The 14,700-nt window shown below is 68.1% G+C and carries 13 protein-coding genes; 8 read left to right on the top strand and 5 right to left on the bottom strand.

Annotated elements, in window-relative coordinates; all coding sequences use genetic code 11:
- Window positions 1–195: 195 nt before the first annotated feature.
- Window positions 196–1,431 carry an N-acetylglucosamine-6-phosphate deacetylase gene (locus tag ACN0TP_RS10510; protein WP_417218789.1) on the bottom strand — a complete coding sequence of 412 codons (1,236 nt, stop codon included), beginning with the start codon at window positions 1,429–1,431 and terminating at the stop codon, window positions 196–198.
- Window positions 1,432–1,495: 64 nt separating this feature from the next.
- Window positions 1,496–2,191: an endonuclease NucS gene (nucS, locus tag ACN0TP_RS10505; protein WP_417218788.1), complete on the bottom strand. Its 696-nt coding sequence runs from the start codon at window positions 2,189–2,191 to the stop codon at window positions 1,496–1,498.
- Between the two features lie 73 nt (window positions 2,192–2,264).
- On the opposite strand from nucS, the gene ACN0TP_RS10500 reads away from it, so the two are divergent.
- Entirely contained in the window at window positions 2,265–2,609 is a 345-nt protein-coding gene (locus ACN0TP_RS10500; protein ID WP_417218787.1) for an ATP/GTP-binding protein, read from the top strand.
- On the opposite strand, the gene ACN0TP_RS10495 is transcribed toward ACN0TP_RS10500, so the two are convergent.
- Window positions 2,606–3,979 (bottom strand): AI-2E family transporter, encoded by a 1,374-nt coding sequence (locus tag ACN0TP_RS10495; protein ID WP_417218786.1) that lies wholly within the window; start codon window positions 3,977–3,979, stop codon window positions 2,606–2,608. The two genes, ACN0TP_RS10500 and ACN0TP_RS10495, sit on opposite strands and share 4 nt — an antisense overlap.
- A 194-nt stretch (window positions 3,980–4,173) precedes the next feature.
- Here ACN0TP_RS10495 and ACN0TP_RS10490 point away from each other — a divergent pair, with 194 nt between their 5' ends.
- The 7 genes from ACN0TP_RS10490 (at window position 4,174) to ACN0TP_RS10460 (ending at window position 13,398) form a co-directional block, all read left to right on the top strand.
- On the top strand, window positions 4,174–5,859 hold the full coding sequence (locus ACN0TP_RS10490; protein WP_417218785.1) for a hypothetical protein: 1,686 nt from the start codon (window positions 4,174–4,176) through the stop codon (window positions 5,857–5,859).
- A gap of 60 nt (window positions 5,860–5,919) precedes the next feature.
- Window positions 5,920–6,837, top strand: a complete 918-nt coding sequence (locus tag ACN0TP_RS10485; RefSeq protein WP_417218784.1) for a co-chaperone YbbN — start codon at window positions 5,920–5,922, stop codon at window positions 6,835–6,837.
- Window positions 6,838–6,918: 81 nt separating this feature from the next.
- Window positions 6,919–7,704 carry an ABC transporter ATP-binding protein gene (locus ACN0TP_RS10480; protein WP_417218783.1) on the top strand — a complete coding sequence of 262 codons (786 nt, stop codon included), beginning with the start codon at window positions 6,919–6,921 and terminating at the stop codon, window positions 7,702–7,704.
- Window positions 7,686–9,257, top strand: coding sequence for a transporter (locus ACN0TP_RS10475; RefSeq protein WP_417218782.1), 1,572 nt, complete (start codon window positions 7,686–7,688; stop codon window positions 9,255–9,257). Before ACN0TP_RS10480 ends, ACN0TP_RS10475 begins: the two co-directional genes overlap by 19 nt.
- Window positions 9,258–9,286: 29 nt before the next feature.
- Window positions 9,287–9,592, top strand: coding sequence for a DUF3039 domain-containing protein (locus ACN0TP_RS10470; protein WP_417218781.1), 306 nt, complete (start codon window positions 9,287–9,289; stop codon window positions 9,590–9,592).
- Between the two features lie 213 nt (window positions 9,593–9,805).
- The gene (locus ACN0TP_RS10465; RefSeq protein WP_417218865.1) at window positions 9,806–11,554 is read left to right on the top strand and encodes a DEAD/DEAH box helicase; all 1,749 of its coding nucleotides are present in this window, start codon (window positions 9,806–9,808) and stop codon (window positions 11,552–11,554) included.
- 176 nt (window positions 11,555–11,730) lie between these two features.
- The gene (locus ACN0TP_RS10460) at window positions 11,731–13,398 is read left to right on the top strand and encodes an APC family permease (protein WP_417218780.1); all 1,668 of its coding nucleotides are present in this window, start codon (window positions 11,731–11,733) and stop codon (window positions 13,396–13,398) included.
- Window positions 13,399–13,551: 153 nt separating this feature from the next.
- Here the strand turns inward: ACN0TP_RS10460 and ACN0TP_RS10455 are convergent, their stop codons facing one another.
- Together ACN0TP_RS10455 and ACN0TP_RS10450 are read right to left on the bottom strand one after the other, a co-directional pair.
- Entirely contained in the window at window positions 13,552–14,130 is a 579-nt protein-coding gene (locus ACN0TP_RS10455) for a TIGR03086 family metal-binding protein (RefSeq protein ID WP_417218779.1), read from the bottom strand.
- A 113-nt stretch (window positions 14,131–14,243) separates the two neighbouring features.
- Complete coding sequence (locus ACN0TP_RS10450) at window positions 14,244–14,696, bottom strand: SRPBCC family protein (RefSeq protein ID WP_417218778.1); 453 nt, start codon at window positions 14,694–14,696, stop codon at window positions 14,244–14,246.
- Between the last annotated feature and the right edge of the window lie 4 nt (window positions 14,697–14,700).

The raw sequence follows: 14,700 nt of genomic DNA, 5'->3' as shown, positions 1-14,700 counted from the left end.
TAGATGTGAAACGTACCGCTCGGGCTCCTTGCCACGACCGGGTGGTATCCAAGTGGGAGAATGCCGGCCGGGGCCGGCGGACCTCCACACCCGCAACCTGCTTTGCGGGCATGAACATGACCAACACAAAGACTGAGTTGATCATCACACATCGATGTGAGGTATTCAACGACGAATTGATGATTTTCTGATGAACTACGCGCTGACAGGGTCCAACTCGCGTCCATCGCGGAAGACCTTCACGAGGCGGAGGTGGCGGTCCACGACGACGGCATCGGCACTGAAGCCCACCTTCAGGGCCCCGACCTCGTCGGCGAGACCGACCAGCTCCGCGGGAACCGCGGTGGCCGAATGCACCGCCTGCTCCAGGGGGACGCCGCCATCAACAGCCGACCTGAGCACATCGAGCATCGTCGCAGTGCCTCCCGCCAACGCCCCGCCGTCGGCCAGCCGCGCCGCGCCCGCTGCAACGACGACGTCCTGGGGGCCGAGGGTGTAGCGGCCATCGGCCAGCCCGGTGGCCGCCATCGAGTCGGTGACCAGCACGATCGCCTCGGCGCCCACCAGGGCGAAGACCATGCGGACGACGGCCGGGTCAAGGTGGACGCCGTCGGCGACCAGTTCGAGCACCGCCTTGCCGTTGGCCGCAGCCTCCAGGCAAGCGGCGACCGGACCGGGGCTGCGGTGGTGCATCGGGGGCATGGCATTGAACAGGTGGGTGACCGTGACGCGTTCGGTGTATCCGTCGAACCCGGCCGAGGAGAGCTCCTCCAGTGCCACGTCCAGTGAGGCGGTGACCGTCGCCGCATCGGCGTCGGTGTGCCCCAGGGACGGCAGCACGCCGTGGGAGACGAGCTGTTCGACCAGGGCATCGGACCCGGCCAGTTCGGGGGCATAGGTCATCGTGCGCAGCTGCCCATGCGCGCTGGCGACGAGCTCGTCGACGAAGGCCGGGTCGGGGACACGTAGGAAGGAGGGATCCTGTGCCCCGCAGCGGGCGGTGGACAGGAACGGTCCCTCGGCGTGCAGGCCGGCCAACAGCTCCTGCTCCGCCAGCGGCGCGAGTGCCTCGGCGGCGCGCAGCATGTCGTCACGGCCTGCGGTGACCAGGCTGGCCAGCAGTGTGGTGGTCCCGGCGGCATGGAGGAAGCGGATGGCCCGTTCGGCGGCTGCGGCGTCCCCGCTGGGGAAATCGGCGCCGGCGGCCCCGTGGCAGTGCACGTCGATGAGTCCGGGCAGGATCGTTGCCCCGGCCGGGAGGCGGACCTCGGTGTAGGCCGGGGCATCGGGCCATTGGTCGAATTCGTCCGGGCTGCCGGCGAAGGCGATGCGGTCCCCCTCGAAGGCCAGGACCGACGCCTCGGTGATGGTGCCGCCGGTGACGGTGCGTCCGCGTAGGAACTGCCGGGTGGTTTCCTCGGTGGAAGTCATGGTTCCAGCATAGTTTCTGTGTCCACGCCCACCTAGGCCCGTCAGGGGCGGTGCCCCGATGCCTTCAGAACAGGCGCGAGGCGCTGTCGTCGACCCCGCGCATGGCGTCGTAATCCAAGGTCACGCATTCGATGCCGCGATCGGTGGCCAGGGTTCGGGCCTGGGGCTTGATCTGCTGGGCAGCGAAGACGCCGCGGACCGGGGCCAGCAGCGGGTCGCGGTTCATCAATTCCAGATACCGGGTGAGCTGTTCGACGCCGTCGATGTCCCCCCGGCGCTTGAGCTCGATGGCCACCGTCGCACCCGCGGCATCGCGGGCCAGGATGTCCACCGGTCCGATCGCCGTCATGTACTCGCGGCGGACCAGGCGGAAGCCCTCGCCCAAGCGGTGGATCTGCTCGGCAAGGAGGCGCTGCAGGTCAGCCTCGACGCCGTCCTTGATCAGTCCTGGGTCGATGCCGAGCTCGTGGCTGGAATCGTGGATGAGCTCATGGATCCGGATGACCAGGTGGTCATCGGTCTTGGCATGCTGGACACGCCACGTCTCCTGCACGCCCTCGGCGAGGGCGTCCTCGTCCGCAGGGGTGATGTGCATGGTGGCCGGCGGGCTCATCCAGTTCAGCGGCTTGTAGGAACCGCCATCTGAATGGATGAGGACCGAACCGTCGGCCTTGACCATGAGCAGACGGGTGGCCAAGGGCAGATGGGCACGCAGACGGCCCAGGTAATCGACTGAGCAACGGGCTATCACTAAACGCACATCCAGCACTCTACCGTCCAGGCCGGTGCCGGGCATTCCCCCGTCCGGTCCCGAAGGCGATACGATCCGGAACATGCCCCGCTCGAACCGCCCCCGTCGCCCCGCCCGCCAGGCCCGCCCGGGCAAGCGCTCACCGGTGGACCGGGGGCGGGGGGAGGACGAGGGGGATTTCCGGGGGCCAGGCCTGTCCATTCCGTCACTGCAGAGCGCACCCGACGGACAATGGCACGTGCGCCGAATCTCGGCGGCCCGCGCCGGGAAGACCTACATCTGCCCCGGTTGCCATCGGAACATCGACCCGGGGATCGAACACATCGTCGCCTGGCGGGCCGACCATTGGAGTGGGGACGAGGCCTCGGCGGCGGGGCGGCGCCACTGGCACCTGAAGTGCTGGAGCGGTCGCAGCTTCCGTTACTAGAGCCGTTCCTGCCGGGCCATGAAGACCTCGCGGATCAACAGCATCGCCGAGGCGGCCAACGGAATGGCCATGAGCGCCCCCACGACCCCCATGAGGGAACCGCCGGCGATCACCGCGATCACCGCAACCGCCCCCGGGACCGCCACGGTGCGTTGCATCACGCGTGGGGAGATGAAGTAGGCCTCGAACTGCAGGTAGCCGAAGTAGAAGATCGCGTAGACCACCGCCGTCTCCCAGCCCACGGTCAGGGCGATCAGGGAGACCAGGATGCCGGCAATCACCGCGCCGACCAAGGGGATGAAGGCCAGGATGACCACGACCATGGACAGCAGCAGGGAATAGGGGACACCGACGATGGTCATGACGATGAATGCGTAGAGCGCGTTGAGCAGGGCCACCACTGCCTGGCCCATGACGTAGTTGCCGACGCTGTTGGTGATCTGCTCGGAGAGGACCTGGACGCGTTCGCGCTTCGAACGCGGCGCCAGCCGGTAGCACCACGCCTTGAGCCCGGGCAGCGAGGCCAGGATGTAGACCGCCAGGACCAAGACGATCAGCGTGCCGAACATCCCCTGGGCCACCACGGAGCCGACGCCGATCACGCCGCCGAAGACCCCGCCGACAGCGTCGGAGTTCTGGAAGAACTTGTCCACCTCCTGGGTGATGCGTTCCCTGATCTGGAACTGCTCGTCCACGGTGGTGAAGAACTCCGAGTTCAGGAAGCTGTCCACGAAGTCGGGGGCCTTCTCCACGAACGCCGTCGTCTGGCGCACGATCGTGGGGACCAGCGCCCCCACGACCCCGCCGAAAACGGCAGCCAGCATCAAGATGGCCGCCAGCACGCCCAACGGCCGGGGAACGCGGTGGCGCTCGAGGAACCTCACGATCGGGTCCAGTCCCAGGGCAATGAACAGGGCGATCGAGATCCAGACCAGCAACGATCCGACGTTGGTCAGGATGAAGTAGAGCAGCAGCGCCAGCCCGACGCCGACGGTGATCATGAACCCGGTGAAGATCGGATGGTGGATGCCCGGGATGGTGGCGATCGGTTCGTAGTCCTCCGATTCCGTTGGCGGAGGGGGCACCGGCCTGGCCCGTTTCAGTGCCTCGCGAACGCGGCCCAGGAACGACGCCGGCCGCTCTTCAGCGGGGGAGGGGGACTCGGAGTGGTTGCTGGTGGCGGAGCCGGCCATTGCCGGCTCGCCGGCGGAGACCGGCGGTGGTGCGTCAGGGGCCGTGGGGGCATGTTGCCCGGCGGCATGGGCCGGCCGGGCGGGCGTTGCATCGGCAGATCCCGCGGCCGGCACCGGGCCCGGTGATGCCGGCCCGTTGTCCCCGCCCTCGGCGGTGGCGTCGCTCTCCGTGTTCACGGGGTTGAGCCTACCGTCAGTGGCGGTCGATCCGCTGTCTCCCGGGCCGGTCGAACACCGCGCGGCGTGGCGCTTGACACAAGCAGGAACCGCTGTGGTACCGATTCGTTATCATTGGAGTGTGGCCGGGGTACTTCCGTGCCCTGCCACGACCGAGGCCGATCCATCGACCCCCATGTGTTAGGTGTAATTTAGTGCGAATCATCATTGCTGCAATCTCGATCCTGCTGGGCGCCGTTGCGCTCGTGGTGGGCATCGGGCAGCGGACGTTCTGGGCCCCGCCCGAGATTGCGACGGCCACGGTCCAGACCGAGCTGAAGGATGCCCCGGTGACCGTCATCGGCCCCGGGATCGCCGCCAACCAGGATCGGCCGGTCGATGTGACCATCGAGGCCGACGGGCAATTCACTGCAGCACTGGGACGGACTGCCGACGTGGACGCGTGGGTCGGCAAGGCCGCACACAATACGATTTCCGGGATCAACACCGAGGCGATGACCCTGGACGCCCAACACGACAACGGCGAGGCCAAGGTCCCGAACCCCAAGAACTCCGACCTCTGGGTCGCCTCGGAGTCGGCCGACTCCCATCTGGTGCACCGGTGGACCGAACCCGCAGAGGGCGACTGGTCCCTGCTGTTGGCCGCTGATGGCACCAAGGCCGCCCCCACCGAGATCACCGTCTCCTGGGAAAACGACGCCAGCACGCCGTTCTCCATCCCGTTGATCATCGTCGGCGCCCTGTTGGTCGTCTTCGGTGTGGCCAGCCTGCTGGTGGCCGGCCGTGGCCGCGGAAAGGGCCCCCGGAACCCGGCCACCACCGGACCGGAATCCGGCGCCGCCGGCGGTTCCGGTTCCGGAACGGGGTCCACCGCACTGCAGCGGACCGCGGCCGTCGTTGCTGCCGCGGCGCTGGTGCTGGTACCCGCCGTGCCGGCCTCCGCGGCACCGGCGACCACCCCGTCGGACGCGAGCAACGACCCGACCAACGCCGACCAGAGCGTCTACGCCGTCGTCCAGGAGAACCAGCTCAACCGCATCCTGGAATCCGTCTCCGACACGGTGGCCGCCGGGGACAAGGCCAAGGACGCCAAGAAGCTCGACTCCCGCGTCGCGGGAAAGGCGCTGTCCCTGCGCAAGACCAACTACACCCAGCGCGGTGACGGCGTGAAGACCGCGGCTCCAGGCGTGGTGGCCGCAGGTCCGGTGCGTTCTGCCGCAGTGACCACCACGACCACGTGGCCGCGCACCCTCATGGTGGTCACCCAGGCCAAGGACGCCAAGTTCCCGGAGGTCCTGGTCCTGAAGCAGGACAATCCCCGCGCGAACTACAAGCTCATCAATTCGGTGACCATGCTTCCCGGCTCCGAGTTCCCCGGCATCGGGGTCGGCGACACCTCGGTGCGCACGCTGGACGTCACCGACGATTCGGTGGCCGTTGCCCCGGAATCCGCGGCCAAGGACCTGGCCGACTACCTGGGCAACGCGAAGTCCAAGAAGAAGGGCGAATTCGCCGAGAGCCCCTTCATCTCCGCCACCCACGATGAGCAGGCGGCCGCCGTCAAGGACAACAAGAACGCGAAGATCAGCTACAAGCACCGGGCCGACCTGAAGTCGCTGAACGTGCTCTCCACCCCCAACGGCGGCGCATTGGTCAGCGGGTACCTGACCAGCACGATGAGTGCCACCCCAAAGGAAGAGGGCGGCACGATCAAGCTTGACTCGGTCAGCGCCAAGCTCGCCGGGGCCACGAGCACCAGGAAGGGCGTGGACATCACCTACGCCGAACCCGTCGTGTTCTACATCCCGGCCGATGACAGCAAGGACAAGATCCGCCTGATCGCGGGCGAGTCCATGCCGCTGTCGGCCAAGTTGAAGTAGTCCGCTCCCACGGGCCGTGCCCGTTGGGCAGGAGGCGGACGCAGACCATAAGGTAGGGGAATGAGCAATACCGAACCAGCAGCAGCATCCAGCCGCGGCGCCGTGGACCTCTCGGCCTTGGGCGCCCCCACCCCCGGACCGGCTCCGGCCGGGGCACCGGCCAGCGGTGGGGCGACCTGGGCAACGACGGTGAACCAGCAGGACTTCACCCAGCTGGTCCAGCTCTCCAGCACCGCCCCGGTCGTGGTCTCCCTGGGCACCGGCTCGTCGCCGGCTTCGGCCCAGCTCGATGCCACGCTCCGCGACCTCGTGGACGGCCACGCCGGCCGCCTGCTCCTCGCCCTGGTCGACACGGATCGGGAGCCCGCGATCGCCCAGGCCTTCCGGGTCCAGCAGGTCCCCTCCGTCGTCGCACTGCTCAACGGCCAGCCCGTTCCGCTGTTCCAGGGCAGCGCGGCGCCGGAGCAGATCGCCTCCCTGCTGCAGGAGCTGCTCCAGCTCGGTGTCCAGCACGGGGTCACCGGCACGGTGCCCGCCTTCGGCGGCGAACCCGCAGAACAGCCCGTCCCGCCACTGCACCAGGAGGCGATCGACGCGATCGACGCCGGCGACTACGACGCGGCCGCAACCGCCTACCGCAAGGCACTGGCCGAGAAGCCCAACGACGAGGACGCCCGGACCGGGCTCGAACACGTCGAACTGCTGCGACGCACCGCGGATGCCGACCTGCAGGCGGTCCGCCAGGCCGCTGCGGAGCATCCCGATGGCATCGGGGAACAACTCGCCGTCGCCGACCTCGACGTCCTCGGCGGACATGTCGAGGACGCCTTCGCCCGTCTGGTCTCCCTGGTCGGACGCACCGCGGGCGAGGACCGCGAACGCGTCCGCGCCCGGCTGGTGGCGTTGTACTCCGTGGTGGGGACGCAGGACGAACGGGTCGTCAAGTCCCGCCAGGCCCTGGCCCGCGTCCTGTTCTAGGAGCCTCCACCTGAGGGGTGAGGCCCCAATTCACCCGCAAGGATGATGCCCGCGCGCAGCGGCCGCTGTTAGGTTCGGAGCATGAACACCGAACTCGACCACGACCAGCAGGCGGGCACCGCCATCAGCCTGCGCGGCCTCGGCAAGCGCTACGGCCAGAAGATCGCTGTGAACGGCATCAGCCTGGATGTCCCCGCCGGATCGTTCTACGGGCTGGTGGGACCCAACGGCGCCGGCAAGACCACTGCACTGTCCATGGCCACCGGGATGCTCCGCCCCGATGTCGGGCAGGCCTACGTCCATGGGGTCGACGTCTGGGACAACACGCTGCGGGCCAAGAAGCTGCTCGGTGTCCTGGCGGACGGCGTGCGCCTGTTCGATCGGCTCAGCGGACGGCAGCTGGTGACGTATTCGGGGCTGCTGCGCGGCATGGACGCCACCACGGTGGCCGAGCGCACCGACGACCTGTTGCGCGTGCTGGACCTGGAGGATGCCGGCGGCAAACTCGTCGTGGACTATTCGGCGGGCATGACCAAGAAGATCGCCCTGGCGACCGCGCTCATCCATTCACCCCGCGTGCTCGTGCTCGATGAGCCCTTCGAAGCGGTTGACCCGGTCTCCGCGGCGAACATCCGCGACATCCTCGCCGACTATGTCCACCACGGCGGCACCGTCGTCGTGTCCAGCCATGTCATGGATCTGGTCCAGCGGATGTGCTCCCACGTCGCCATCATCTCCGACGGGAACCTGCTCGCCGCGGGAACGGTCGACGAGGTCCGCGGCGAGGGGAGCCTCGAGGACACCTTCGTCCAGATGGTCGGCGGGCGTGCCGAGGGGGGTGGGCTCTCGTGGTTGCACACCTCCTGAAGCTCAAGCTGGCCCTGCTGCGCAACGGTTTCCGGCGCAGCCCCTGGCAGCTGGTCGGCGTCATCATCGGCGGGCTCTACGGCTTGGGGATCGCCGTCCTGCTGTTCATCGGCATGTTCTTCCTGGGCGGCGAGGACACCGGCCTGGTCGCCACGGCACTGGTGCTGGCCGTTTCGCTGGTCACCCTCGGCTGGGCGGTCATCCCGGTCCTGCTCGCCGGCGTCGACCTGACCCTGGATCCTGCGCGGTTCACCAGCTTCACGATCCCGCCCAGGACGCTGGCCACGGGCCTGCTGCTCAGCGGCTTCATCGGGGTGCCGGGCCTGGTGACCCTGTTGCTGTTCGCCGGACAGGGGCTCGCCTGGCGCTCGAACCCCGGTCTGGTGGTGATCGGCGTGCTCTGCGGTGTCCTGGCTGCGGTCTTCGCCCTGGCGCTGTCCCGGCTCACCGTCACCGCCGCCACGGCGCTGACCTCCAACCGGCGTTTCCGCGAACTCGGGATGATCATCTTGTTCATTCCGCTGATCCTGCTCGGACCGATCATCCAGACCGCCATGAGCGGCATCGAAAACGGGCTTTCCTGGCTGCCCCAGGTCTCCGCGATCCTGGGCTGGACCCCGTTGGGTTCCTTCGCAGCCGTTCCCGCCGACGTCGCCGTCGGGGCATGGGGGACCGCGGCCCTGCGGCTGCTGCTCTCGCTGGCGTACCTGGCCGTTGTCGTTTGGGCCTGGCAGGTGGCGCTGATGCGCGCTCTCGAAACGCCGCCGCAGCAATCCGGCGGCACCCGAGACGTCGCCGGGCTGGGGACCTTCCGCCTCTTCCCCGCCACGCCCTGGGGAGCGGTCGCCGCCCGGTGCCTGACGTACTGGTTCAAGGACCCGCGGTATGCGATGAGCATCATCATGGTGCCCCTGATCCCGGTCTTCATCTGGGTCATGTTCGGCCGCGATGGCGACTTCACGCCGATGCTCTTCATCGCGCCGATCATCGCGGTGCTGATGGCCTTCAGCATCTCCGCCGACGTCTCCTACGACAACACGGCTTTCTCGCTTCATGTGCTCACGGGCCTGCGCGGCATCGACGACCGGATCGGGCGGGTGGCTGCTTGCGCCGTGTTCACCGTGCCTACCGTCCTGGTCGCCGCCATCCTGCCGGCGGTGCTCATGGACGAGCTGGCGATGCTCCCGTCGATCCTCGGCCTCTCGCTCGGTGCCCTGGGTGCCGGTTGGGCGGTTTCGAGCATCAGTTCGGCCCGCTACACCTATGCCGTCCCGCTGCCCGGGGACAACCCGATGAAGACCCCACCCGGCGCCGGGGCCCGCATGGCGGTGACCCAGCTGGCGACCTTCGGGACCACGGCGGCACTGGTGCTGCCGGAGATCGTGCTGCACATCGTCTACCTGGTGACCGGCCGGGAAGTGTTCGCGTGGCTGGTGCTGGCCACCGGCGTCGTCCTCGGTTCCGTGTTGCTCCTGCTTGGCCTGCGCATCGGCGGGCGATGGTTCGACTCGCGGGCCCCGGAGCTGTTGCAGGCGACGGTGGTGAACCGGTAGCACCGGCCCGGGTTGGTAGACTGGATGGCATGAGCATGCCCCCAGATCCGTTTGAGAACGACCCCCGCGACCCGGGCCAGGGTGGCGGCACCGCGACCATCGAGCGCGAGCAGCTGCGCGAGCACGCGGAACCCGGTGACAGCGAACGCTTCGCCCACTATGTGCGCAAGGAAAAGATCATGGAGTCCGCCCTGACCGGCGAACCGGTGATTGCCCTGTGCGGCAAGGTCTGGGTTCCCGGGCGCGACCCGAACAAGTTCCCGGTCTGCCCGGAGTGCAAGGCCGTCTATGACGGGATCAAGGCGCCCAAGGACGGCGGCGGCGAGGACAAATAGCGCCTCGCCCACGCCCGGGATGGCCCGCAACGGGCCGTGGGCACAACGGTATGGATGGCCGATCCGGCGTCCTGCCGTGTCGATGGAGGGTGCGTTGTCGTGCCCGCCGTAGGATGGTTTCTTCTTTCCGGTCGTGAGCGGCCGAATCCAGCTGCCACCAAGCAATCAAGGAGGTTGGCCGTGGGCGATGCCCTGTTCAGTCTGGGCGAGTCCATGCCACCGGCCTACCCGGAGCGTGCCGCGTGGGGCACCGCCCCGAAACTGCGCCAATGGCAGAGCGAGGCGCTGGATAAGTACTTCACTGAAAAGCCGCGCGACTTCCTCGCCGTCGCGACGCCGGGCGCCGGCAAGACGACCTTCGCGCTGCGCGTGGCCGCCATGCTGGTCGAGGCCGGGACGATCAACCGGATCACCGTGGTGGCCCCGACCGAGCACCTGAAGAGCCAGTGGGCCGACGCCGCGGCACGCATCGGGCTGGCGCTGGACCCGAACTTCAAGAATTCCGACGGACGCCACGGGGCCGACTTCATCGGCGTCGCCGTCACCTACGCCCAGGTGGCCAGCAAGCCGCTGCTGCACCGGGCCAAGACCGAGGCCGCCCGCACGCTGGTGATCCTCGACGAGATCCACCACGGCGGCGACGCGCTGAGCTGGGGCGATGGCATCCGCGAGGCCTTCGAACCGGCCACCCGGCGCCTCGCCCTGACCGGCACGCCCTTCCGCTCCGACACCGCGGCGATCCCGTTCGTCGACTACGTCGAGGACGCCGAGGGCATCCGCCGCTCCAAGGCCGACTACACCTACGGCTACGGCGATGCGCTGAAGGACCACGTGGTGCGCCCGGTGATCTTCATGGCCTACTCGGGGCAGATGCGTTGGCGCACCTCCGCCGGCGAGGAAATGGAAGCCCAGCTCGGTGAGGGCTTCACCAAGGACATCACAGCCCACGCCTGGCGTACCGCGCTGAACCCCGAGGGCGAATGGATCCCCTCCGTGCTGGCCGCCGCCGACCGGCGCCTGACCGAGGTGCGCCGCACGATTCCCGATGCCGGCGGGCTGGTCATCGCCACCGACCACTCCGACGCCAAGGCCTACGCCGCCCAGCTGAAGAAGATCACGGGGGAGAAGGTCACCACGATCCTCTCCGACGACGCCGGCGCCTCGAAGAAGATCGAGGACTTCTCCGAGGGCACCGACCGGTGGATGGTCGCCGTGCGCATGGTCTCCGAAGGGGTCGACGTGCCGCGTCTGGCCGTCGGGGTCTATGCCACCTCGACGTCAACCCCGCTGTTCTTCGCCCAGGCCGTGGGACGCTACGTCCGCTCGCGCAAGCGCGGGGAGGTCGCCTCGATCTTCCTGCCCTCGGTGCCGATCCTCATGGCGCTGGCCAACCAGATGGAGGTCGAACGCGACCACGCGCTGGACCGCCCGGAGAAGCACGTGGAGGATCCGGACTTCATCCCCGAGGAAGCCCTCATGGATGAGGCCAACCGCGAGGAGAAGGCCTCCGACGAGCTGGCCAAGCAGAAGTTCGAGGCACTGGACTCCCGGGCGTCGTTCGACCGCGTGCTCTACGACGGCGGCGAGTTCGGCACTGGCGCGATGCTCGGTTCCGAGGACGAGCAGGACTTCCTGGGGATCCCCGGGCTCCTCGACGCCGACCAGGTGGGCGTGCTGTTGCGCCAACGCCAGCAGGAACAGGTCACCCGGCGCAGCCGCAACTCCGGTGCCGCGGCGCCGGCCGAGGAGCCGTCGGTGACCGACCACCGGCAGCTGACCGAACTGCGCAGCAAGCTCTCCAAGAACGTCTCGGCGTGGGCGGCACGGACGGGGACCCCCCACGGCGTGGTGCACACCAAGTTGCGCGAAGTCTGCGGCGGGCCGGCCGTGGCCCAGGCCAACGCCGACCAGCTGAACAAACGGCTGAAAAAGCTGCAGGACTGGTTCGTCGGCAAACGCTGATCCACGTCGGCCACCGCCGGTCGCGGCGGCGTCCGGTGGGCGTAACCGCCATCTCAAGAGACGTCCGCGAGCCTTATTGACACTGACTTTGTGTGGGTAAATACTGCAAAAGTGACCCGCATCACCGGGGCACTGGCTAGCAAGCTATTCACCGTTGTCAACAGGAGAGGCCGCTGATGTCCTCACATTCCCCCCAGCCGACGAAGGTCAAGGTCGAATTCGACCGGGGCCTGAAGCGCGATATCGGAAAGGTCGGCCTCCTGTTCACCGGGGTGGGCTCGATCATTGGTTCCGGATGGTTGTTCGGTGCGTTTGAAGCGGCGTCCCTCGTGGGCCCCGCGGCCATCATCTCCTGGATGCTCGGCGCGGTGATGATCATCATCGTCGCGTTGAACTACGCAGAATTGGGCGTCATGTTCCCCGTGGCCGGCGGCGTCATCCGCTTCCCCCACTACGCGTTCGGATCCTTCGCCAGCTACACCAGCGGCTGGATCACCTGGCTCTCGGTGGTCGCCACCGTGCCCATCGAGGTGTTGGCCACGGTGCAGTATGCCTCCAGCTACCTGCCGTGGCTGATGCACACCGTCGATGACACGCTCGTGCTCACCGGGCCCGGGATCGCGGTGAGCGTGGTGCTCGTGGCGATCTTCTGTGTCATCAACCTGTTCGGCGTGAAGTTCTTCGCCAAGTTCAACAACGTCCTGGTGTGGTGGAAGCTGCTCGTGATCGTCCTGGTCATCGTCGTTCTCGGTGCCCTGGCCTTCCACCCCGGCCACTTCCATGAAGCGCAGTTCGGCGGGTTCATGCCCGAGGGGGCGGGCCCGATCTTCGCAGCACTTCCCGCCGCGGGCATCGTCTTCTCCTACCTGGGGTTCCGCCAGGGCGTCGAATTCGCCGGTGAAACCACCAACCCGCAGAAAAACGTCCCCTTCGCCCTGATCGGGTCGGTGGTGATCACCGGCATCATCTACGTCCTGCTGCAGATCGCCTTCATCGGTGCCGTGCCCGACAGCATGCTGGCGAACGGCTGGGGCGGGCTCTCGTTCACCAACGACGCCGGACCCTGGGCAGAAATCGCCATCGTCCTGGGCGCCATGTGGCTGGGGATCATCCTCTACGTCGACGCAGTGGTCTCGCCCGCCGACACGGGCCTGATCTACACCGCGCTGTCCCCGCGGCTGTCCTACTCGCAGGCCCGGGTGGGCAACGCGCCGTCGGGCCTGGCCAAGCTGAGCAAGCGGGGGGTTCCCTGGGTCGGTTTGATCGTGACCTTCGTGGTCGCCTGCTTCATGTTCCTTCCGTTCCCGTCGTGGGCACAGCTGGTCGGCTTCATCACCACCGGTACCGTGCTGTCCTTCGGCAGCGGTCCCGTCACCGTCGCGGCGCTGCGCCGGCAACTGCCCGAACAGGAACGCCCCTACCGGTTGCCCGGTGGCGACTTCTTCCCGCTGCTGGGGTTCCTGTGCGCGAACCTGATCGTGTACTGGACGGGCTGGGCCACGAACTGGAAGTTGTTCCTGGCGGTGGCCGTCGGCTACATCGTGCTGGTGCTCCACTACATGTTCAGCGACCGCAGCAAGATCCCTCCCTTCCAGCTGAAATCCGGCTGGTGGATGCTCCTGTGGCTCGGCGCCTTGGGCGTCTTGAGCTACCTGGGCCATTACGGCGAGGGCTCGCTGGACATCCTCACGTTCGGCTGGGGTGAACTGGGGGCCGCCGTGGTGACGGTCATCGTCTTCTACGTCGCCGTGTCCCAGCGGCTGAGGCCACAGGACGTGGTCGAGAACGTCGAGCGCACCCACATGGTCGACGTCGAGGACGAGGGGCTCGAAGCGCAGCCCTGATCCCCTGATCGGCGGGCCAACCCGATAGATAGGTTCCTCGGTGGCCACCAGCCCAACCTGCGGCTGGTGGCCACCTCCCGTGTGCCCGTGTCTGCGCTGGGCCGGAAGACCGCACTGCACGGCACCGGGCCGCGGGCGCCTCGAGCGTTCCCGTCAGGGCCGGGTGGGCCCCTCGAGCGGCCGGCCCAGGAAGGCGACGAGCCGGTCGATGGCCGGAGCATCGTCGTCCACGGGTTGGGGCTCCCGGAACCGGTGCGCGCGCGGCCCGTCACCGAGCTGGGTGCGGGCGAACTCCCATGACGCCTCGGCGACGTCGTCGGGAACCTCGAGGTGTTGGCCGGTCGCCTGGGCCAGGTCCCACCCATGGGCGAGAAGGTCATAGATCCTGATCTTCATGCGCTCGGCCCCGGTGGCATCTCCGAGCGGTCCGGTGAAGACCCGTTCCAGGGCACCGGGCTGCCCGAAGGCGGCCTCCAGGGCAGCCGCGGAATCCAGATAGGCGCCGATCGGGTCATCCCCCAGGGGATCCTGCCCGCGCGGAGGTGGGGCCTGTCCGGTGAGCAGGGCCACGAAAACCTGGTTCAACCCGGTCAGATGCCCAAGGATGTCCCGAACGCTCCACTCGGTGCACGGTGTGGGCAAGCCGAACTGCTCCGGGTGGATGCCGCGGACCACCGGTTCAACGGCCAAGTGCGCGCGGACGAGCGGTTCGATCGGTGGCTGTGCACTCATCGGATCTCCGGACTGCCAGGGGCGGGGGCACCTGCCCGGTGGCGTTGAAGTGGACCTGCTGGAACCATCTTCACCGCTGCCCGGCGCCGCGTCCAGCGCCGGGGCAACATCCGTCAGGCGCGTGTGGCGCCCACGAGGTGGCGGTTGCGGATCTCGATGAGCCGTAGGAGATACCGGGCCAGGACCAGCTTTTCAACGATCCTGCCCACCAGGCCACAGGGGGCGGTGAATTCCACGTGGTCCGTCATGGTGGTCACGCCGGCCGACGAGTCGAAGTCATGGACGTGGCGGAACGAGGCGAACGGCCCCTTGACCTGTTCATCGACGAAGCGGTGGGGTGCATCCATCTGCGTGATCCGGCTGGTCATGCGCAGCGGAACGCCAAAGTGCCAGGCCCGCCAGGTGACCTCCTGCCCGAGCTGGATGGGGCCGTGCGCCACCCCGGCAACGGCCCGCTCGCGGAAGTGGGCCAGCGATGCGGTGTGGACATCGATGTCGCGGGCCAGCTCGAAGAGTGCCTCGCGGGACAGGGTGCTGCAGGTGGTGCAGGTGAAGGAGACCGCCATGCGG

This window comes from Arthrobacter sp., assembly GCF_048266065.1.
GTDB lineage: Bacteria > Actinomycetota > Actinomycetes > Actinomycetales > Micrococcaceae > Arthrobacter_H.
The sequence above is the reverse complement of the archived record's forward strand: the minus strand, read 5'-3'. Positions and strand labels throughout refer to the sequence as shown.

Bases quoted from the DNA above. Each gene is read 5' to 3' on its own strand.
- ACN0TP_RS10450 (WP_417218778.1), bottom strand. From the start codon at position 14,696: ATGGCGGTCTCCTTCACCTGCACCACCTGCAGCACCCTGTCCCGCGAG.
- ACN0TP_RS10500 (WP_417218787.1), top strand. From the start codon at position 2,265: ATGCCCCGCTCGAACCGCCCCCGTCGCCCCGCCCGCCAGGCCCGCCCG.
- ACN0TP_RS10465 (WP_417218865.1), top strand. From the start codon at position 9,806: ATGCCACCGGCCTACCCGGAGCGTGCCGCGTGGGGCACCGCCCCGAAA.
- ACN0TP_RS10470 (WP_417218781.1), top strand. From the start codon at position 9,287: ATGAGCATGCCCCCAGATCCGTTTGAGAACGACCCCCGCGACCCGGGC.
- ACN0TP_RS10485 (WP_417218784.1), top strand. From the start codon at position 5,920: ATGAGCAATACCGAACCAGCAGCAGCATCCAGCCGCGGCGCCGTGGAC.
- ACN0TP_RS10480 (WP_417218783.1), top strand. From the start codon at position 6,919: ATGAACACCGAACTCGACCACGACCAGCAGGCGGGCACCGCCATCAGC.
- ACN0TP_RS10455 (WP_417218779.1), bottom strand. From the start codon at position 14,130: ATGAGTGCACAGCCACCGATCGAACCGCTCGTCCGCGCGCACTTGGCC.
- ACN0TP_RS10510 (WP_417218789.1), bottom strand. From the start codon at position 1,431: ATGACTTCCACCGAGGAAACCACCCGGCAGTTCCTACGCGGACGCACC.
- ACN0TP_RS10460 (WP_417218780.1), top strand. From the start codon at position 11,731: ATGTCCTCACATTCCCCCCAGCCGACGAAGGTCAAGGTCGAATTCGAC.